Origin of the sequence: Amycolatopsis sp. La24 (assembly GCF_029087445.1) — a bacterium.
Lineage (GTDB): Bacteria > Actinomycetota > Actinomycetes > Mycobacteriales > Pseudonocardiaceae > Amycolatopsis > Amycolatopsis nivea.
In genome coordinates this window covers 68007-86380 of the sequence record NZ_JARACH010000020.1, presented here as the reverse complement: position 1 = coordinate 86380, position 18374 = coordinate 68007, and the positions used below count along the sequence as shown (strand labels likewise).

General features: G+C 69.8%; 18 protein-coding genes. 10 read left to right on the top strand and 8 right to left on the bottom strand.

Going from position 1 to position 18374, the window contains the following annotated elements; all coding sequences use genetic code 11:
• Nucleotides 1–12: 12 nt before the first annotated feature.
• Nucleotides 13–654, bottom strand: a complete 642-nt coding sequence (locus PUT80_RS20425; protein ID WP_275293146.1) for a GntR family transcriptional regulator — start codon at nt 652–654, stop codon at nt 13–15.
• 93 nt (nt 655–747) lie between these two features.
• On the opposite strand from PUT80_RS20425, the gene PUT80_RS20420 reads away from it, so the two are divergent.
• The 6 genes from PUT80_RS20420 (at nt 748) to PUT80_RS20395 (ending at nt 8570) form a co-directional block, all read left to right on the top strand.
• Complete coding sequence (locus tag PUT80_RS20420) at nt 748–4083, top strand: molybdopterin-dependent oxidoreductase (protein ID WP_275293145.1); 3336 nt, start codon at nt 748–750, stop codon at nt 4081–4083.
• Between the two features lie 72 nt (nt 4084–4155).
• Nucleotides 4156–5499 carry an NADP-specific glutamate dehydrogenase gene (gdhA, locus tag PUT80_RS20415; protein WP_275293144.1) on the top strand — a complete coding sequence of 448 codons (1344 nt, stop codon included), beginning with the start codon at nt 4156–4158 and terminating at the stop codon, nt 5497–5499.
• 562 nt (nt 5500–6061) lie between these two features.
• Nucleotides 6062–6895 carry an AraC family transcriptional regulator gene (locus tag PUT80_RS20410; protein ID WP_275293143.1) on the top strand — a complete coding sequence of 278 codons (834 nt, stop codon included), beginning with the start codon at nt 6062–6064 and terminating at the stop codon, nt 6893–6895.
• Between the two features lie 511 nt (nt 6896–7406).
• On the top strand, nt 7407–7916 hold the full coding sequence (locus tag PUT80_RS20405) for a GAF domain-containing protein (protein ID WP_275293142.1): 510 nt from the start codon (nt 7407–7409) through the stop codon (nt 7914–7916).
• Between the two features lie 361 nt (nt 7917–8277).
• Complete coding sequence (locus PUT80_RS20400) at nt 8278–8406, top strand: hypothetical protein (protein WP_275293141.1); 129 nt, start codon at nt 8278–8280, stop codon at nt 8404–8406.
• Nucleotides 8403–8570 (top strand): oxidoreductase C-terminal domain-containing protein, encoded by a 168-nt coding sequence (locus PUT80_RS20395; protein ID WP_343076892.1) that lies wholly within the window; start codon nt 8403–8405, stop codon nt 8568–8570. Before PUT80_RS20400 ends, PUT80_RS20395 begins: the two co-directional genes overlap by 4 nt.
• Here the strand turns inward: PUT80_RS20395 and PUT80_RS20390 are convergent.
• The 7 genes from PUT80_RS20390 to PUT80_RS20360 all read right to left on the bottom strand — a co-directional run bounded on the left by PUT80_RS20390 (nt 8567) and on the right by PUT80_RS20360 (nt 14415).
• Nucleotides 8567–8905: a P-II family nitrogen regulator gene (locus tag PUT80_RS20390; protein WP_037805822.1), complete on the bottom strand. Its 339-nt coding sequence runs from the start codon at nt 8903–8905 to the stop codon at nt 8567–8569. The two genes, PUT80_RS20395 and PUT80_RS20390, sit on opposite strands and share 4 nt — an antisense overlap.
• Nucleotides 8902–10212: an ammonium transporter gene (locus tag PUT80_RS20385; RefSeq protein ID WP_134661567.1), complete on the bottom strand. Its 1311-nt coding sequence runs from the start codon at nt 10210–10212 to the stop codon at nt 8902–8904. The genes PUT80_RS20390 and PUT80_RS20385 overlap by 4 nt, the downstream gene beginning before the upstream one ends.
• Nucleotides 10213–10428: 216 nt before the next feature.
• Nucleotides 10429–11232, bottom strand: a complete 804-nt coding sequence (locus PUT80_RS20380) for an alpha/beta hydrolase (protein ID WP_275293140.1) — start codon at nt 11230–11232, stop codon at nt 10429–10431.
• Nucleotides 11229–12500, bottom strand: coding sequence for an LLM class flavin-dependent oxidoreductase (locus PUT80_RS20375; protein WP_275293139.1), 1272 nt, complete (start codon nt 12498–12500; stop codon nt 11229–11231). Before PUT80_RS20375 ends, PUT80_RS20380 begins: the two co-directional genes overlap by 4 nt.
• Nucleotides 12501–12524: 24 nt before the next feature.
• Nucleotides 12525–13130 (bottom strand): flavin reductase family protein, encoded by a 606-nt coding sequence (locus PUT80_RS20370; RefSeq protein ID WP_238605964.1) that lies wholly within the window; start codon nt 13128–13130, stop codon nt 12525–12527.
• A gap of 13 nt (nt 13131–13143) precedes the next feature.
• Nucleotides 13144–14058: a catechol 2,3-dioxygenase gene (locus tag PUT80_RS20365; RefSeq protein WP_037805816.1), complete on the bottom strand. Its 915-nt coding sequence runs from the start codon at nt 14056–14058 to the stop codon at nt 13144–13146.
• 15 nt (nt 14059–14073) lie between these two features.
• On the bottom strand, nt 14074–14415 hold the full coding sequence (locus tag PUT80_RS20360) for a 2Fe-2S iron-sulfur cluster-binding protein (RefSeq protein ID WP_275293138.1): 342 nt from the start codon (nt 14413–14415) through the stop codon (nt 14074–14076).
• 213 nt (nt 14416–14628) lie between these two features.
• Here PUT80_RS20360 and PUT80_RS20355 point away from each other — a divergent pair, with 213 nt between their 5' ends.
• Genes PUT80_RS20355 through PUT80_RS20340 form a run of 4 tightly spaced genes read left to right on the top strand, consistent with a single transcriptional unit; the run spans nt 14629 to nt 18367 of the window.
• The gene (locus PUT80_RS20355; RefSeq protein ID WP_275293137.1) at nt 14629–15459 is read left to right on the top strand and encodes an alpha/beta hydrolase; all 831 of its coding nucleotides are present in this window, start codon (nt 14629–14631) and stop codon (nt 15457–15459) included.
• 50 nt (nt 15460–15509) lie between these two features.
• Nucleotides 15510–16505, top strand: coding sequence for an AraC family transcriptional regulator (locus tag PUT80_RS20350; RefSeq protein WP_275293136.1), 996 nt, complete (start codon nt 15510–15512; stop codon nt 16503–16505).
• A gap of 58 nt (nt 16506–16563) precedes the next feature.
• Nucleotides 16564–17745 (top strand): FAD-dependent oxidoreductase, encoded by a 1182-nt coding sequence (locus tag PUT80_RS20345; protein WP_275293135.1) that lies wholly within the window; start codon nt 16564–16566, stop codon nt 17743–17745.
• A 19-nt stretch (nt 17746–17764) separates the two neighbouring features.
• Nucleotides 17765–18367 carry a dihydrofolate reductase family protein gene (locus tag PUT80_RS20340; protein WP_275293134.1) on the top strand — a complete coding sequence of 201 codons (603 nt, stop codon included), beginning with the start codon at nt 17765–17767 and terminating at the stop codon, nt 18365–18367.
• Nucleotides 18368–18374 lie beyond the last annotated feature (7 nt).

Genomic DNA, 18374 nt, shown 5'->3' with positions numbered 1-18374 from the left:
GCGCACCCTCGTTCAGTCAGCCGCCCATTCGGCCCTGACGTGTTTCAAGTGCGCCCGGACCTGGTCCTCCAGCCGAGTCCAATCCCGCTCCGCGATCGTCGCCAGCATCTCCCGGTGTTCCCGCGCCGAATCCGCCAGCCGGCCGCGCTCGGCGAGCTTTTCCAAGCCGTACAACCGCGTCTGGTCGCGCAACGTCGCGATGGCGTCGATCAGCCGCCCGTTTCCGGCGAGGGCCAGCAAATCGAGGTGGAACCGGCGGTCCGCCTCCAGGAACCGCGCGACATCACCTGCGTCGGCTGCGGACTCGATCTCACCGGCCAGCGCGTCCAGCCGGGCGAGGTCGTCCGGACCGGCGGCCGCCCCGGCGGACAGCGTCGCCGGGACCTCCAGCAGCACCCGCATCTCGTAGATCTCGTCCAGGTCGCGTTCGGTGATCGCGACGACCCGGTAGCCCCGGTTGCGGACGGGTTCCAGCAGACCCTGGTTGACCAGCGTCAGCAACGCCTCGCGCACCGGGCTGCTCGACACGCCCAGCCGCGTCGCGAGGGCGGCGGCCGAATAGATGTCGCCGGGACGCAGTTCGCCGGTCACCATCGCCTGCCGCACCACTTCGAGCACTTGTTCGCGCAGGTTAGTGCGCTGCAGCTGCGTCACGGGACGCACCTCCGCTTCCCCGGGCTTGACTTCGCCCGCCTAGGTCCAGCAGGGTACAGGAGTAACCGGTAGCCGGTTACTAAGGAGTAACTAATGCCTGAGATCCGGGGTTACTGCACGTTGTGCCGGTCGCGTTGCGGCGCGGTCTACACGGTCGAGAACGGCGCGCTGCGCGGCGTCCGGCCGGATCCGGCACACCCGACGGGTGCCGCGTTGTGCCCGAAGGGCCGTGCCGCGCCGGAACTGGTGCACTCCCCCGAGCGGCTGCGCCGGCCGTTGCGCCGCACGACGCCGAAGTCCGATCCGGATCCGCGCTGGCGCGAGATCAGCTGGGACGAAGCGCTGTCCGAGATCGCCGAACGGCTCGGCGGCATCCGCGCGACCAGCGGGGCCGAGGCTGTCGCGTTCTCGGTCACCTCCCCCAGCGGCACGCCGATGTCCGACTCGATCGACTGGGTCGAGCGGTTCATCCGGCTTTTCGGCAGCCCCAATACGCTGTACGCAACCGAAATCTGCAACTGGCACAAGGATTACGCGCACGCGTTCACGTTCGGCTCGGCGTTGCCCGCCCCGGATTACGCGGGTACGGAATTCGCGGTGCTGTGGGGACACAATCCGGCCAAGGCGTGGCTCGCTCAGTCCGCCGCGTTGGCTGAGGCTCGCACGCCGAAGCTGGCCGTCGTCGATCCGCGGCAGACGGCCAGCGCGGTGCGGGCTGAGCATTGGCTCCGGGTCCGGCCGGGCACGGACGGCGCGCTCGCGCTCGGCGTCGCGCGGGAGTTGCTCGAACGTCGCGGACACGACGAGGCTTTCGTGCGGTCGTGGACGAACGCTCCGTTGCTGGTCCGCACCGACACGGGCCGGTTTCTCCGGGCAGCGGAAATCGATCCCGGCGCGGCCGGGTTCGTGGTGTGGGACGAGGTCGCCGGGCAAGCAGAGCCGTACGACACGAATTATCCAGCAAGCGGGCCGGAAAGGTTTGCCCTGCACGGAAAACATCGGGTGCGCACGCTGGCCGGCCCGGTCGATTGCGTGCCCGCGCTCGAGCATTACGCGCACGCCTGTGCCGCGTGGCCGCTCGATCGGACCGAAGCCGTGACGACCGTCGAAGCCCCGGCGATCGAAGCCTTCGCGGCCGACCTTGCCGAGGCGAAGTCCGTGACGTATGCGGCTTGGTCGGGCGTCGGGCAGCACGCGAACGCGACGCAGACCGAGCGCGCGATTGCCACGCTCTACGCGCTCACCGGCAGCTACGACTCCCCCGGCGGCAACGTCGTGCTTCCGAAGCTCGCGGTCGCGCCGGTCACGTCGGCGGACCAGCTCGCGCCTGAGCAGCGAGCGAAAGCGCTTGGCCTGCAAGAGTTCCCGCTCGGTCCGCCGGACCAGGGCTGGGTGACTGCACGGAACTTCTGCCGCGCGGTCCTCGAAGAAAAGCCTTATCCGGTAAGGGCCCTGGTTTCCTTCGGCGGGAATCTTCTGCTGTCGCAACCGGACCCGAACCGTACCGCGGAAGCATTGCGGCGCTTGGAATTCGCGGTGCATCTCGATCTGTTCGAGAATCCGACCGCGCGCTTCGCCGACCTGCTGCTGCCGGTTCAGACGCCGTGGGAGCACGAGGCGGTCAAGGCCGGTTTCGAGATCAGCCAGGCGGCGCAGGAACACGTGCAGCTGCGGCCGAGGATGACCGATCCGATCGGTGAGTCGCGTTCGGACACTGAGGTCGTGTTCGAACTGGCCGGACGGCTCGGGATGGGCGCGGACTTCTTCGACGGCCGCATCGAGGACGGCTGGGATCACCAACTGGCCCCGCTCGGCCTCACTGCCGCGCAGTTGCGCGAACAGCCCGGCGGCGTCGATCTGCCGTTGCAAACTGAATATCGCAAATACGCCGATCTTGCGGAAAATGGCGCGGTGACTGGGTTTGCGACGCCGACTCGCCGGGTCGAGCTGTATTCCGAACGGCTCGCCGAGCACGGCTACCCGGCGGTTCCGACTGCCGAGCCGCCGGTCCCGGATGCTCGGCATCCTCTGGTGCTGACCTGTGCAAAGAACGGATACTTCTGTCACAGCCAGCATCGCGGGATTTCGTCGCTGCGCAAGCGTTCTCCCGAACCGGCCGTCAACCTGAGCGCGGAAATCGCCGCGGAGCGCGGGATTGAGGACGGGCAGTGGGTCCGCATCACGACGGCCTCAGCAGACGTCCGGATGCGCGCGCGAATCGATCCCGCACTGCACCGCGACGTGGTCGTGGCGGAGTACGGCTGGTGGCAGCCGGCTCCTGACCTCGCGCTGCCCGGTTCGCACCCGCTCGAGGACGGCGGGACCAACTACAACCTGCTCGTCGGCGACGACGCCCATGATCCGGTGAGCGGGTCGGTGCCGTTGCGGTCGACGTTCTGCGACGTCCGGCCGGACGAGCCCGAGCCGTGGACCGGGCAGCGGGAGTTCGCGGTCGAGCGGGCGGAGCTGGAGACCGAGGACATCCGGTCGGTGCGGCTCAAGCCGGTGGACGGCGGCGCGGTGCCGGAGTTCCGGGCCGGGCAGCACATCACCGTCGCGTGGCCGGACGCGCCGGGGCTGACCCGCAGTTACTCACTGACCGGGTCGGCGAAAGCCGCCGACGGCGGGTACGCGATCGCGGTGCGGCGGGTGCCGGGCGGGCAGTTCTCGCCCGCTGTGCATGACCGGCTTGAGCCCGGAACCCGGTTGCTGGTCACGGCTCCTTCCGGCGGGTTCGCGCTGCCGACTGTCCATTCGCGGCCGATCGTGCTGCTGGCGGCCGGGATCGGGATCACGCCGTTTCTGAGCTACTTGGAATCCCTCGAACCCGCGTCCGCGCCGGAGATCGTGCTGCACCACGGCAGTCGCGACCGCTCCCGGCACGCGTTCCGCGAGCGCATCGCCGGGTTCGCGGCTCGGCTGCCCTCTGTCCAGATCGTGGACCACTACAGCCGTCCTGGTCCGGAGGAGTCCTGCGATTTCACCGGCCGGATCACCGCCGACCGCGTCGACGCCGAGCTGATCCGGCGGCGGGCCCGGTTCTACCTGTGCGGTCCGGAAAGCATGCTGGACGAGCTGACCGCCGGGCTGGTGGAGCGGGGCGTGCCGCGCTTCGACATCTTCACCGAGAAGTTCCACGCCGCGCCCGCGCCGGTCCACATCCCGGACGACGCGACAGCCACCGTGCGGTTCGCGCGGTCCGGCCGCGAGGCCACCTGGCGGGCGGGCGACGGGGACCTGCTGCGGTTCGCCGAGGCTTCCGGGGTCGCGCTGCCCAGCGGATGCCGGCTCGGGCAGTGCGAGAGCTGCGCCGTGACGGTGCTGGGCGGAACGGTCGCGCACCTGGTCGCGATCGCCGACGATCTGCCCGCTGACCAGTGCCTTTCCTGTCAGGCGATACCCACTGCGGATGTAGTGCTCGATGCGTGAGTCTGGTCACCCCTAACCTCGCAAACCCCGTCTGGGGTGCGAAATCCGGCATTCGGACGGCATCATCGGCGGATGGCTCTCGACCAGACATCGCGCGCAGTGTACGAGGAGATCGTCCGGAAGAACCCGGCCGAGCCGGAGTTCCACCAGGCCGTCTTCGAAGTGCTGGAAGCGATCCGGCCCGCGCTGCAGCGGGATCCGGCCCTGCGCGACGCGGCGATGCTGGAGCGGCTGTGCGAGCCGGAGCGGCAGGTGATGTTCCGGGTGGTCTGGACCGACGACGCGGGCGCGGTGCACGTCAACCGCGGGTTCCGGGTCGGGTTCAGCTCGGCGCTCGGGCCGTACAAGGGCGGGCTGCGCTTCCGCGGCGACGTCACGCTCGGCACGGTCAAGTTCCTCGCCTTCGAGCAGATCTTCAAGAACGCGCTCACCGGCCTCGGCATCGGCGCGGGCAAGGGCGGGTCCGACTTCGACCCGGCCGGCCGCAGCGACGGCGAGATCATGCGGTTCTGCCAGGCGTTCATGACCGAACTGGTCCGGCACATCGGCCCGGAGACCGACGTCCCGGCGGGCGACATCGGCGTTGGCGGACGCGAGATCGGGTACCTGTTCGGCCAGTACAAGCGGCTCACCAACCGGTACGACGCGGGCACGATCACCGGCAAGAACCCGTTGCTGGGCGGCATTCCGGCGCGGCCGGAGGCCACCGGATACGGGACGGTGTACTTCCTCGAGGCGATGCTCGGCGCGCGCGACGACTCGTTCTCCGGCCGCACCGCGGTGGTGTCCGGGTCGGGCAATGTCGCCTACCACGCGATCGCGAAGCTTCAGGAGCTCGGCGCGAAGCCGGTTGTGTGCTCGGATTCGGGCGGGTACATCCATGATCCGCGCGGGATCGACCTGGAGCTGTTGCACGAGCTGAAGGTCGCGCGGCGCGGGCGGCTTTCCGAGTACGTCGACCATGTGCCGTCGGCGAAGTACGTCACCGACGGCACGCCGTGGGATGTGCCGTGTGACCTGGCGTTGCCGTGCGCGACGCAGAACGAGCTGGACGAGCAGTCCGCATTGCGGCTGGTGAAGAACAACGTCCGGGCTGTCGCGGAGGGCGCGAACATGCCGTGCACGCCCGGTTCGCTGCAGATCTTCCGCGAGGCCGGGGTGGCGGTCGGGCCGGGGAAGGCCGCGAATGCCGGCGGGGTCGCGGTGTCCGCGCTGGAGATGCAGCAGAACGCGGCGCGGGAGCGGTGGACGTTCGAGCGCACTGACCGGACGTTGCGGGACATCATGACCGACATTCACCGGACGTGCCTCGAGACGGCCGACGAGCACGGGGTGGCCGGGGATTACGTGAGCGGGGCGAATATCGCGGGGTTCCGGAAGGTGGTCGCGGCGATGGACATGTGCGGGTACATCTGAGCCGGATCCTGCGGACGGTCTTTGTTCGGCAGGATTTTGTATGCAGTATTTCGTCGGGGGTCTGCCGGTCGACGGTGGGCGGTCTTCGGTCTTCGGTCTTCGGTCTGGGATCTGCGGTCTGCGGTCTGCCGGTCGACAGTCCGCCGGTCGCCTGTCTTCGGTCGTCAGTCCACTGGTCGGCTGTCTTCGGTCGCGTGTCTTCGGTCGACAGTCCACTGGTCGCCTGGCTCCGGTCGCCTGCCTTCGGTCGACAGTCCGCCGGTCGGCTGTCGTCCGTTGGCGGTCTCCTAGTCGGCAGCCTTTGGCCGCCAGTCCGCCGGGCGGCAGTTGGCGATCTTCGGTCTTCCGGTCGGCAGTCGCCGCGTCGGCGAGGATCGGATGCGCTGTGGGCGGACTCCCCGCGATGCGGATGCCGAGCCGGTGTTGTCGTGCCGCGGAGGAGCGAACCGCCAGCCGGGGAATGCTTGCCGCACTAGGTGACTATCTGGAAAAACTGCGCCAGACATAGGGGCACAGTGTGTCCGTGCTTGACGCGCGGCTGGTGGGGCGCTTCGGTACGAGGGTGACTGCGTATGTGGAGCGTCCGCCGGTGCCGGGTCTGAGTGCGGTGGTGCGCACGGTGTGGATCCAGCGCACCGGCGACGTCCCGTATGTGCAGCGGCATTTGCCTGCGGGCGGGGTCGAGATTCACTTCCCGGTCGGTGGGCGTCCGCAGTTGCTCGGGCCGTTGACCGGGCCGCAGGTCGAGGTTATTCCGGCGCATACGACGGTCGTCGGGGTGCGGTTCCGGCCGGGGGCGGCTCCTCCCCTGCCCGCGGGGCTCGACGAACTCGCTGACCAGTGCGTCGGGCTGGCTGACGTGTGGGGGCGGGTCGTGGATCGGCTGGTGGAGGCCGTGGCGGTCGCTCCGACGCCCGAGGCGGGGCTTGCCGCGTTGCAGGCGCATCTGCTGCGGGAGTACCGCAGGGCAGGCGGGCTGGATCCGCTCATCCGGGAAGCGGTGCGGGTGCTGATGCCGTGGGAACCGGTCGGCGTGGACGCGGTTGCCGCGCACTTGGCGTTGTCGGCGAGCCAGTTGCGGCGGAGGTGTCTGCACACGGTCGGGACGAGTCCGAAGGTGCTTCAGCGGACGTTGCGGTTCCAAGGGTTTCTGGCGCTGGCCCAGTCCGGGGCGGTCGCGAGCGGGCGGCGGGGTGCGGACGGGACGGCGGGGCTGGCCGTCGACGCGGGGTATGCCGACCAGGCGCATCTCAGCCGGGAATGTCTCCGGCTGACCGGGGTCACGCCGAGGCAGCTCCTCGGGGGCGATCTCGACCGGTGTGCGTGCGGGCACGATCATTCCGCTTCTTACACGCCGTTTCTCGAGGGCCGCGGGCGGTCGCCGTTGCGCGGGTGAGCGGAGCATGGGCTGCGGGCAATCGCTGCTGGGTGGGATCTCGAAGGACCACCTTCGCCCAGGCCCGCCCGCTCCGGACATCGGCCGACCCGCCGCTCGCACATCCGAACCCGCTGAGCGCAGCCACCCGCTCCCGATGCCGGGCCGACCCCGCCCGCACATCCGACCCCCGCCGAGCCCAACCACCCGTTCCCGACGGCAGGCCGACCCCACCCGCACATCCGACCCCCGCCGAGCCCAGCCACGCACTCCCGACGACGGGCCGACTCGCCCGCGACCCGCCGCCCGCACATCCGGCGCCGCCGAGCCCAGCCATCCGCCCCGACGGCGGGCCGACCCGCCCCCAGCCTGCCGTGCCACGGGCCCGGCGGCCCGGCCAAGCACCCATTCCACCCGCCACGACCAGGCGATTCCCTCCTACGAGGGATGCCCGGGATGGTTCACTGTGGCCCCGTTCGCAGGCCGCAACCCCACCGCGCGGGCGGGAAGAACGATCCGGAGGAGGTCTTGGATGACCGGACCAGCTCGCCCCGGTGTGGCGTCCCCGGCGCTCGTCGCGGTCGTCGACTCGCTGGCCGCCGCGGCGAACGTCGCCGAGTTGCAGGACTGCTACATGCGCGCGGTGCCGCAGCTGCTGTCCTCGCGTTCGTTCGCCATCTACGTACGCGATCCGCGTAACCGCGCGCCGGTCAGCCGGGCTACCGAAGGGGCCAGCGACGTCTTTCTGTCCCGGTACGAGGAGCTCGGCCGCGAGCGCGACCCGGTCCTGCGGCAATGTCTCACCGCGAACCAGGCGGCGCACAGTTCGCGCCTGATGAGCCAGGACCGCTGGACCGAGCATCCGGTGTACCGCGAAGTCATGTCGCTGCACGGCTGGCGGATGGTGCTGGAGACGCCGATCGTCGCGGGGGCCGAGATCGTCGGCACGCTCAACTTCGCCGATCGCGACGCGGGGGCGCTCTCCTCCGACGAGGACCTGGCCGTCGCGACGGCGCTGGGGCGGGTCGTGGGGTGGTGCTGAGCGGGCTCCTCCGGCAGGAAACCCTTCTCCGGGAACGCGATCACCTCGAAACGGCAGTCGACGTGCGCGACGACGCACTGGTCCTGACCGACCATCGTGGCGGGCAGCGGCGGTTCAACGCTGCGGCGCGGGCCGCGCTGCGCCGGGTGGCTCCGGACGGGCCGACCGAATGGCTGGAGAACGTGATGGCGGCGAATCCCGACGCCAGCACGCAGGTCGCCGAGTCCGGCGGGGTGCGAGCGACGCTGCGCACGGTGCGGGTGCCCAGCCAGCCCGCGCTGGCGGTGACCACACTGGACAGCCAGGACGGCCCGGGCGGCGAGATCGCGCTGAGTCCTTCGTGCCGGTTGGCATCGACGGCATGGACGCGCCCGACCGGACCAAGCTGGCCGAGCTTTTCCATGCCCAGCACGACATTCTGTCCGGCTACCGGGCCGAGGACGAACCGGTCGAGGTGCTCAACCTCCGGCAGGCGGCGACGGCGGACTGACCGTCCTGTACTACCGCGCCGGGTCGCTCATCGCGGCCGACGCGGTCAACCGGCCGGGCGACTTCATGGCGGTGAAACGCGCGCTGGCCGCCGGGAAGACCATCGCGCCGGAGAACGCGGCGGACCTGGCGCGGCCGCTGAAAACCCTGGTAGCGGAGGCCTAGAGCGCGTCGCGACCACGCTCCCCGGTGCGGACGCGCACGACCGTCTCCACCGGGGTCACCCAGATCTTGCCGTCGCCGATCTTGCCGGTGTGCGCGGTGTCCAGCACGGTCCGCAGCGCGGCGTCGACCTGGTCGTCGTCGAGCAGGATCTCCAGCCGGTACTTGGTGATGAAGTCGACCTCGTACTCCGCGCCCCGGTAGATCTCGGTGTGGCCCTTCTGCCTGCCGTAGCCGCGGACCTCGCTCACCGTCATCCCGGCGATGCCCAGCTCCTGCAGGGCGATCCGGACGTCGTCCAGCACGAACGGCTTGACCACGGCGGTCAGCAGCTTCATCGGGTCTCCTCGCGCGCGGGCCGGTGCGATCCCGGTCCGCCGGCGAGCGCGCTGCCCCGGCGTCCGGACTGGACTGCCAGCTCGTACGCCCCTTCGGCGTGCTCGGCCTCGTCGACGCCGTCGATCTCGGCTTCGCGGTCGATCCGGAATCCCATGAACTTGTGCATGACCCAGCCGAGCAGGAGGGTCACTGCCAGCGAATACCCTAGTACCGCCAGAGTTCCGACCGCTTGGCGCCACAGCTGGTCGAGGCCGCCGCCGTAGAACAGGCCGTTCACGCCGCCGGGAGCCACGCCTGCGGTCGCGAAAAGACCGATCAGCAATGTCCCGGCGAAGCCGCCGAGCCCGTGCACCGCGACCACGTCCAGGGAGTCGTCGAAGCCGAACTTGTACTTGAGGCTCACCGCGAACGAGCACACGACCCCGGCCACGATCCCGATCGCGGCCGCGCCGAGCGGTTCGACGTAAGCACAGCCGGGCGTGATCCCGACCAGCCCGGCCACCGCACCGGACGCGGCGCCGAGGGTGGTCGGCTTCCCGTCGCGGAACTGCTCGACCAGCAGCCAGCCCAGCACCGCGGCCGCCCCCGCGACGGTGGTGTTCAGGAACGACGTCGCCGCCGACCCCTTCGCGACCAGCGCGGACCCGGCGTTGAACCCGAACCAGCCGAACCACAGCAACCCGGCCCCGAACATCACGAACGGGAGGTTGTGCGGCCGGACCGCCTGTTTCGGCCAGCCGTGCCGCCTGCCGAGCACGAGCGCCAGCGCCAGCGCGGCCGCACCGGAGTTCACCTCGACGACGGTGCCGCCGGCGAAGTCCAGCACGTGCAGCTTGGCCGCGATCCAGCCGTCGGGAGCGAAAACCCAGTGCGCCACCGGGATGTACACGAGGGTGGTCCAGACGACGGAAAACACCGTCCACGTCCAGAACCGGGCCCGCTCGGCGATCGCGCCGGCCAGCAGCGCGACCGTGATGACCGCGAACATCATCTGGAAGGCCACGAACGCGTACAGCGGCACCTGGTTCCCCGCGGGCCCGACCGTCTGCTCGGCGAGCCCGTGCAGCCCGGCCAGCCGCAGAGTGCCGAGCAGCCCGCCGAACCAATCGGGTCCGAACGCGAGCGAATACCCGTAGAACACCCAGATCAGGCCGACGGTGGCGAGACAGACGAACGTCATCGCCATCACGTTCAGCACGCTCCGGGCGCGCACCATCCCGCCGTAGAACAACGCGAGGCCGGGCGTCATCAGCATCACCAGTGCCGCACTGCCCAGCAACCACGCCGTGCTTCCGGTATCGACCACGCCTCAGACACTCCTCGTCTCATCGCCCGGCCGCTGGAAGTTAACCGGGCGGTGTTACCGGAATGTTTCCGTCGTGCTTCCGCTAGCGACCCGCGGTCCGGCGAATCGGGCGTATCGGAGCGAAAGGACGGCGAGGAGACGGAATTAGTGCGCATTGCGGCGTAAAACGGATCCGGGGTGGCGCCGGCTCGGAGGCCCGCACCACCCCGTGGCGAATCAGCGCAGGAATCCGTCCACCAAGGCGAAGGTCGCGTCCGTGGCTTCGACCTGCGGAATGTGTCCCGCGCCGGGCACGATCGCGACCTTGCTGCCGGTGATCCGGGCGGCGAACTCGTCGGCGTAGACCGCCGGGATCAGCTTGTCCTGCTCGCCCCAGACGATCTGGGTCGGCGCGCTGATCCGGTGCAGGCGCCGTTCGAGGCCTTTGTCCGGGATCGGCCAGACGAACTTGCCGGTGCAGCCCAGCGCCCACACCAGGCCCGCACCCGCCGCGATCGCCTCCTCGGGATCTTCGGGCGGGGTCAGCATCGCCTTCGCCGCGTCGCCTTCGGGATCCGCGAACAGCAGCTCCGGCAGCGCGGCGGGCGGGGCGGCGATCCAGTTCGCGACCGGATGCTCGTCGCGCCAGAGGCCGATCGGGTCGAGCAGGACCAGTTTCGCGAACCGGTCGGGGTAGGCGGCGGCCAGTTCCGCGGCGAGCATCCCGCCGAACGACTGTCCCATGAGGACTGGCGTGCCGATTTCCAGTTTCCGGATCGCCTCCTCGTACATGAGCACGAGCTGCCACAGATCGTCGACCTTGTGGACGGCGTACGGATCGGCGGGCGAGGTGCCGGGGAATTCGGGAGCGTAGACGGTGAAGTCCTGCGCGAGGCGCTCCAGGAACGGATCCCACGCGAGCCCGGCGGCCGGGTGCAGGTAGACCAGGCCGGGGCCCTGGCCCGTTACCTTGACCCGGAGCTGGATCTCGCCGCCCCAGACGTCGACGGTCTTTTCGGTGAGGTCGAGGGTGCTGGTCATGCGAGGGCTCCTGTCAGGCGGGCGGAATCGGCCAGCGGCGTGCCGCCGAGTCGTTCGGGCCACCAGTGGTGCCGGTAGCCCTCTTCGGTCCACAGCTCCTGCAACCGCGGCATGACCGCGCTGGCGAACAGGTCGATGTTGTCCTTCGCCAGTTCGTGCGGCATGGAGCCGAACTGCAGCATCGCGTGCAGGTTGCCGATGCGGTATTCCCGCGCGTAGGCGAGCAGCTGTTCGGCGACGGTGTCCGGCGAACCGCAGATCACCGAGCCCGCGTCGACCAGTTCGGCGAAAGTGGCGGTGCGCATCTTGCTGTAGATGCCGAAGTCGCCGGGGTCGCGCATGATCGCTTCGACGCCGCGGATGTCGATGCCGCCGGGCAGCGCGAGCCGCTCCATCGGGATCGAGCCGATGCCTTTGCGGAAGAAGTACTCCGCGTGCTTCGCATACAGCGCTTCGGCCTTCGCGTCGGTGTCGGCGACGCACACGGTCTGCATGAAGCCGAGGCGGTACGGGTTGGCGTCCTTGCCGAGCCGGTCGGCGATTTCCCAGAACCGGTCGAAGATCCGGCGGCCGGTGACTTTCAGGCCGAACCAGCCGAAGTAGTTGAACCCGAATTCCCGTTCCAGAGTCATCTGCATGGTGCGCGGGTTGCCGATGCCGGTGATCCACACCGGCGGATGCGGGGCCTGCTGCAGCGGGCGCGGCCAGAGGTTGACGCCGGGGTACTGCCCGAACCTGCCGTTCCACGGGAAGGGGCCGCCCTGGTGCGTCCACGCCTTCAGCACCAGTTCGAGGTTCTCGTCGAACCGCTGCCGGGTCTGCGCGGGAGCGACGCCGTTGTTGAGGTTGGCGTCATAGGCGAGGCCGACCGGGAACCCGGTGACCAGGCGGCCGTTCGACATGCAGTCGAGCATCGCCAGCTCCTCGGCCGCCCGCAGCGGTTCCCGGCTCTTGCCGAGCGACCGGCCGACCGGGTAGATCGCCGTCTCGATGTTCTCGGCCTCGGTGGCGTAGGCGAGGGCGGCCTCGATGATGTCGGGGTTCGGTGCCATGTCGTAGGAACTTTGGCCGTGCTCGGTGACGGCGAGACCGTCGAATCCCGCGCGGGCGGCGTGCATCAGCTCGTCCATCGCTTCGCGGAACGCGGCGGCTACGTGCTGCGGTTCGGTGACTTCGTGGTACGGCGTCGTGATGACGGATTCGAACCGCTGCTCGAAGTCCTCGGCCAGGTGCCGGTACGGAACCTGTTGGAAGTACGTGACTTTCACGGTGTTCTCCAGTTCGTTCGAAGGTCAGATGTCGAGCGGTTCGCCGCAGTTCCCTGCGTCGGACAGGGCATGCAGTTCGTGCACGCGGCCGACCCACGCGCAGGCGGGCCGCCCGGCGAAGGCCGCCGTGCGCGGCAGCTGCGGCAGTTTCAGGCCGGAGCGGCGGAATTCGCCGCGGTGGAACGTCAACGGTTCGAGCCGGCGGGCGTCGTGGCAGGCGACCTCACCGAGCACCAGCACGTGGTCGCCGCCGTCGTACGTGCGCCACGGCCGGCATTGCAGCCACGCCGCCGCACCGGTCAGCCGCGGCGGGCCGGTTTCCGGTTCGTGCCAGGAAACCGCGCCGTTCCGCGGTTTTCCCGCGAAGTGCAGGGCGACGTCGAGCTGGTTGGCGGCGAGGATGTTGACCGTGAACTCGTTGCCGGTCAAGCCTTCGCACGCCCGCGCCTGCCGTGCCACGGACACGAGGACCAGCGGCGGATCCATCGACACCGACGTGAACGAGTTCATCGTCGCGCCGCGCGGTTGCCCGTCGGCATCGCGATAGGTGACGACGGTGACGCCGGTCGAGAACTCGCCCAGAACCGTGCGGAGCCGTTTCGCGTTGCCCGGTGCGCGCATAGTGGTCATGTCGTTTCTCCGGTCAGGTCACGACGTTGAGGAAGTCGGGGTCGAGTTCGCGGTGGGTGTAGTTGATGCCCTGCGCGGCCTTGTCCATCGTCCAGGTGATCGTGCGGAAATCCGGGCCGGTGCGGTAGCCGCCCGCGAAGACCTCGTTGCGGTTGCCCGCCGGGTCGAAGAAATAGATCGTCTCGCCGCGGGTGATGCCGTGCCGCGCCGGCCCGAAGTCGATGGGCACGTCGTGCATCGAGAACAGGTCGCCCGCGCGCAGCAGGGTGTTCCAGTCGTCGACGTGGTAGGCGAAGTGGTGCAGTTTTCCCTGCTCCCCCTTCACGAACGCGATGTCGTGCGGCTGTTCGCCGCAGAACATCCACGAGCCGACCAGTTCGTCGTTGTCCGCGCCGCCGACCAGCCGTTCCGCCGCCCGGAAGCCAAGGACCTCGGAGAAGAACCGTTCCAGCAGCGCCGGGTCCTCGGTGGTGATCAGCGTGTGGTCCAGACGCGGCACGCCGATGCCGCGCAGTCCCGAACGCGGCCAGGGGTCGGGATTCCAGTTCCCGGTCGCGTTGCCGAGGTACTCGACGTCGCTGTACAGCTCAAGCGTGTGCTCGGACGGCAAGGTGAGCCGCAATCCGTCGCCGACGCCTTCGTTGTCACCCTTGCCCATCCGCTCGACCCGGACGCCGAACGACGCCGCCCGGCGCTCGAACTCGTCGAGATCGCCGGACTTCTCGACCTTGTAGCCCAGTTTGACCAGGCCGACGCCGCCCTCCTCGAGCACGACCGAATGATGGTCGTGCTCGTCCCAGGACTTGAGGTAGAGCCGCCCGTCCCGCTCGGCGACCTGGTCCATGCCGAGCGTTTCGCGGTAGTGCTCGGCCGAGCCCGGCAAATCGGTGACTCGCACGTGGACGTACCCGAGTCTGATCACACCCATGTTCGCTCCCGGTTTTCAGCTGGCGGGCCGGAAAGCTCCGAAGACCCGCGTCAAAGCGTCCTTTTCGGACAGCCGGACGACGACCTCGCCCTCGGGCCGTGCCCGGCAGGGAAGGCATTTGCCCGCGGCGCGCTCCTCCGCGCTGAGCGCGGATTCGGCGACCGGGACGGGATAGCGGACCTGGCCCTCGACCAGATCGGCCTTGCAGGCGCGGCATCCGCCCCGGCGGCAGCAGTAGCGCGTCCGGTAGCCGTGCCTGCGGACCGCGTCCACGATCGACTCTCCGTTGTGGACAGTCAGGCGCACGCCGGCGGGAAGGATCCGCACCGCGCCGGAGACTTCCGGTTGGTCGCTCATCGGCACCGCCGCCTCGTCGTCGAGTCGATTCGTTCGCGCTGTCCGACGGACTGTAGGCGGGCTCCCGGGCCCGGTTCGATCCGTTGCGCGCGAGCCTGATCCGGTTCGCGCAAGCATTTGTGCGCTACCGCACGCAAGCCGTTGCCCAGCGGTTCTCGCGCGTGTCAGATTCGCGACAGCCGACCACTGACGCAATGGAAAAAGGAGTTCGCGATGACCGAAGAATCACCCGAGATCGGACTGAGGGTCGACGTGCACGGCGTCGCGACGAACTATCACGACCAAGGCTCCGGCGATCCGGTGCTGCTGATCCACGGCTCTGGCCCCGGCGTGTCCGCGTGGGCGAACTGGCGTCTCGTCCTGCCCGAGCTCGCGAAGCGGCATCGGGTCCTCGCGCCGGACATCCTCGGCTTCGGCTACACCGAACGCCCGGAAGACGCCTCCTACGACGCCGAGAGCTGGCTGGACCACCTCGTCGGCTTCCTCGACGCGCTCGGCCTCGACCGGGTGTCGGTGGTCGGCAACAGCTTCGGCGGCTCGCTGGCGCTGCGGCTCGCCGCCCGGCATCCGGACCGGGTCGACCGGCTCGTGCTGATGGGCAGCGTCGGCGTGCACTTCCCGATCACCCCGGGGCTGGAGGCGGTCTGGGGCTTCGAACCGTCGGTGGAGAACATGCGCCGCCTGCTCGACGTGTTCGCCCACGACCCCCGGTACGCCACCGACGAACTCGCCGAACTCCGCTACCGCGCCGCGACCCGGCCGGGCGTGCACGAGGCGTACGCGGCCATGTTCCCGGCCCCGCGGCAGGAGAAGGTCGCGGCCATGGCCGTCCCCGAGGAAGCCATCGCCGCGCTGCCGCACGAAACGCTGCTCGTGCACGGCCGCGACGACCAGGTCATCCCGCCGTCGACCAGCTATCGACTGCTCGACCTCATCCCGAACAGCCAGCTGCACGTGTTCGCCCGCTGCGGGCACTGGGTCCAGATCGAACACGCCGCCGCCTTCGCCGCGCTTGCGGGCGCCTTCCTCTCCGGGGCACTCTGAACCGCGCCCCGTCACCACGTGGACAACGACGACTGCGTCAGGTGATCACCATGACCGCGACACCGAACCGGCCGCTCCCCCGGACTTCGCCGAGGTGGGCCACCGACGTCGTGCGCACCGCCGACCGGGACGAGGCCCAGCGGGAGATCTCCGAGGTGTTCAGCACGCACACCCTCGAGGTGGCCGGCCCCGGGGCGGACCTCGACGTCGCGCTCCGGGCCCGGCGCACCGACGGCCTCACCATCGCCGACATCCGGCACGGCACCGAGGTCGTGGTCCGCCCCGGCCGGCTGCACTCCTACTACGAGATCAACGTCCCGCTCCGCGGGCACACCCTCTCGCAGTGCGGACCCGACGAGATCGAATCCGGCCCGGGGCGGGCGGCAGTGCTCACCCCGACCGAGGAATCGGGCATGCGCTGGAGCGCCGACTGCGCCCAGCTCGCGGTCAAAGTGAGCAGGCAGGTGGTCGAGCGGACCGTCGAGGGCGTGCTCGGCTGCCCGCCGGACGAGGCGGTGCACTTCTCCATCGGGTTCGACCTCGCCGACGGGCCCGGCCGCAACTGGCTCCGCGCCGTCATGCTGCTGCGCGACGCCGTCGACTCCGACGCCCCCGACCTGGTCCTGCGCCCGCTCGAAGAACTCGTCGTCGGGCAGCTCCTCGCCGCCCAGCCCAACAATTTCTCCGACCGCCTCCTCCGCGGCGCCGCCCGCCCGGCGCGGCCCCGCCTGCTGTCGCGCGTTGTCGACGTGATCGACGCCGACCCCGCCGCCGCGCACACGGTCTCCGACCTCGCCCGGGTCGCCGGGACCAGCGTCCGGTCCCTGCAAGCCGCTTTCGCCGAGCACCTCGGGCTCACGCCGATGGAGTACCTGCGCCGCGTGCGGCTTTCCCGAGCGCACGAAGACCTGCGGAACGCCGAGCCGGGCGACGGGCTGTCGGTCGCCGATATCGCGTTCCGCTGGGGGTTCGGGCACGTGCCCCGCTTCGCGGCGGCCTACCGGGAGCGGTACGGGCAGTTGCCGTCTCAGACCCTCCGCGACTGAGCCGCGCGTGCGCGTTTTGTTCAAGAACGGCACTCCCCCGGCCCGTAGCGTCAGCTCCGTGATCGACCAGACCTCGCGAGACGTCCTCCGGTGCCATTCGGTCGCCGACGTCGTCCAAGCCTTGGATTACGCGGCCGCCACCGGCCGTCGCGTGGTGCCGCGCGGTGGCGGGCATTGCTTCGTGGACCGGTGCCCGGCCGACGGGATCGTGGCGGATCTGTCCGGAATGGACCGGATCGCGGTCGACAACCTTGGCATCGCGACGATCGGGGCGGGCGCTCAGCTTGGACCGGTGTACGCGGCGCTGCACGAGCGCGGCCGGACGCTCCCAGCCGGGTGCGGCGACACTGTCGGCATCGCTGGGCTGACGCTCGGCGGCGGCATCGGGCTGCTCGGCCGCCAGTACGGGCTGACCTGCGACCGGCTCGTCGGCGCGCAGGTGGTGCTCGCCGACCGGAGCGTCGTGGAGTGTTCGGAGCACCGGGAAACCGACTTGTTCTGGGCGTTGCGCGGCGCGGGCGGCGGGCAGTTCGGGATCGTCACGGAGTTGCGGTTCGCGACGGTGCCGGAGCCGTCGGTCTGCCGGATCGAAGGGAACTGGACGGACGGAAACCTCGTCCAGACCTGGCAGGACTGGGCACCCGACGCCCCGGACGGGCTGACCGTGAACCTCGCCGTCCAAGCGGGACGCGTGACGCTCTTCGGCATCTCCACCTTGCCGCCCGCGGAGACGGAGGGGCTGCTCCGGGAGTTCACCGCGCGGGCTGGTGTTCTGTATGCAATAGACATCCGACTGGATGTTCCCTACAGCATGGTGAAGCCGACATTCAGCGTGGTGGATCCCGCCCCGGAAACCCGCCGCGTCCGGTCGGAGTTCTTCGCGCGCACGATGTCCGAGCGGACCGCGGGCGAGCTCCTACAGGGTCTCGGCGGGAACCGGCGGCTGGCGTTCACCGCGATGGGCGGGGCGTACAACCGGGTCGCGGAGGAGGACACCGCGTTCGCCCACCGGGGCGAGCGGTACTTGCTGGAGCAGGCCGGCGACCCGGGCGATCCGTGGGTGGACGAGGCGTGGACTGCCGCGCACGCGGAGGGGTCCGGCCGGGTTTATCCGAACTTTCCCGATCTCGCGCTGGATGATCCGAGCCGCGCGTATCACGCGGGCAACCGCGCCAGGCTCGCCGCGGTCAAGAAAAGCGTCGACCCGCAGCGCCTTTTCGACTTTCCCCAGGCTCTCTGAGCGACTACTAAGGAGCGTCATGAACAAAGTGTTCAGTGCCCTGTCCGTTTCGGTGGACGGGTACATCAGCGGCCGCCGCGAGGAAGGGGCCGACGAGGTCGGGAGCGGGCTCGGCGACGCCGGTGCGCTGTTCGACTGGTACTTCACCGGCGACACGCCCAGCAAGGTCCTCGACGGGTTCAAGCTTTCCGAGCCCAGCGCCCAGGTTTTCGACTCGCTCGCGGCGCGCGTCGGGGCGACCGTGGTCGGGCACGCGACGTACGACCACTCAAGCCACTTCGGCGGTAGTGGTCCGCATCCGACCGCTCCCCTGTTCGTGGTCAGCCACCAGCCGGTGCCGGAACTGAGCGAGGCGCAGACCCAGACGACCAGCGTCGAAGAAGCCGTCAAAGGCGCGCGGGCGGCGGCCGGCGACAAGGACGTCGCGCTCATGGGCGGCGTTCTGGTCACCGAGGCGATCAAGGCCGGGCTGGTCGACGAAGTCGTGCTCCACCAGGTGCCGATCCTGCTGGGCGGCGGGCGGAGCTTCTTCGGCGAGCTGCCGGAACACGTGCGGCTGCGGCTGGTCGAGGCCGTCCCGGCGCCCGGCGTCACCCACCTTCACTACGAAATCCTCCGCTGAAAGGAAT

What these genes read in the sequence shown, in the direction of transcription:
- PUT80_RS20420 (WP_275293145.1), top strand. Translation starts at nt 748, where the DNA reads ATGCCTGAGATCCGGGGTTACTGCACGTTGTGCCGGTCGCGTTGCGGC.
- gdhA (WP_275293144.1), top strand. Translation starts at nt 4,156, where the DNA reads ATGGCTCTCGACCAGACATCGCGCGCAGTGTACGAGGAGATCGTCCGG.
- PUT80_RS20405 (WP_275293142.1), top strand. Translation starts at nt 7,407, where the DNA reads ATGACCGGACCAGCTCGCCCCGGTGTGGCGTCCCCGGCGCTCGTCGCG.
- PUT80_RS20400 (WP_275293141.1), top strand. Translation starts at nt 8,278, where the DNA reads ATGGACGCGCCCGACCGGACCAAGCTGGCCGAGCTTTTCCATGCCCAG.
- PUT80_RS20390 (WP_037805822.1), bottom strand. Translation starts at nt 8,905, where the DNA reads ATGAAGCTGCTGACCGCCGTGGTCAAGCCGTTCGTGCTGGACGACGTC.
- PUT80_RS20380 (WP_275293140.1), bottom strand. Translation starts at nt 11,232, where the DNA reads ATGACCAGCACCCTCGACCTCACCGAAAAGACCGTCGACGTCTGGGGC.
- PUT80_RS20370 (WP_238605964.1), bottom strand. Translation starts at nt 13,130, where the DNA reads ATGACCACTATGCGCGCACCGGGCAACGCGAAACGGCTCCGCACGGTT.
- PUT80_RS20365 (WP_037805816.1), bottom strand. Translation starts at nt 14,058, where the DNA reads ATGGGTGTGATCAGACTCGGGTACGTCCACGTGCGAGTCACCGATTTG.
- PUT80_RS20360 (WP_275293138.1), bottom strand. Translation starts at nt 14,415, where the DNA reads ATGAGCGACCAACCGGAAGTCTCCGGCGCGGTGCGGATCCTTCCCGCC.
- PUT80_RS20355 (WP_275293137.1), top strand. Translation starts at nt 14,629, where the DNA reads ATGACCGAAGAATCACCCGAGATCGGACTGAGGGTCGACGTGCACGGC.
- PUT80_RS20350 (WP_275293136.1), top strand. Translation starts at nt 15,510, where the DNA reads ATGACCGCGACACCGAACCGGCCGCTCCCCCGGACTTCGCCGAGGTGG.
- PUT80_RS20340 (WP_275293134.1), top strand. Translation starts at nt 17,765, where the DNA reads ATGAACAAAGTGTTCAGTGCCCTGTCCGTTTCGGTGGACGGGTACATC.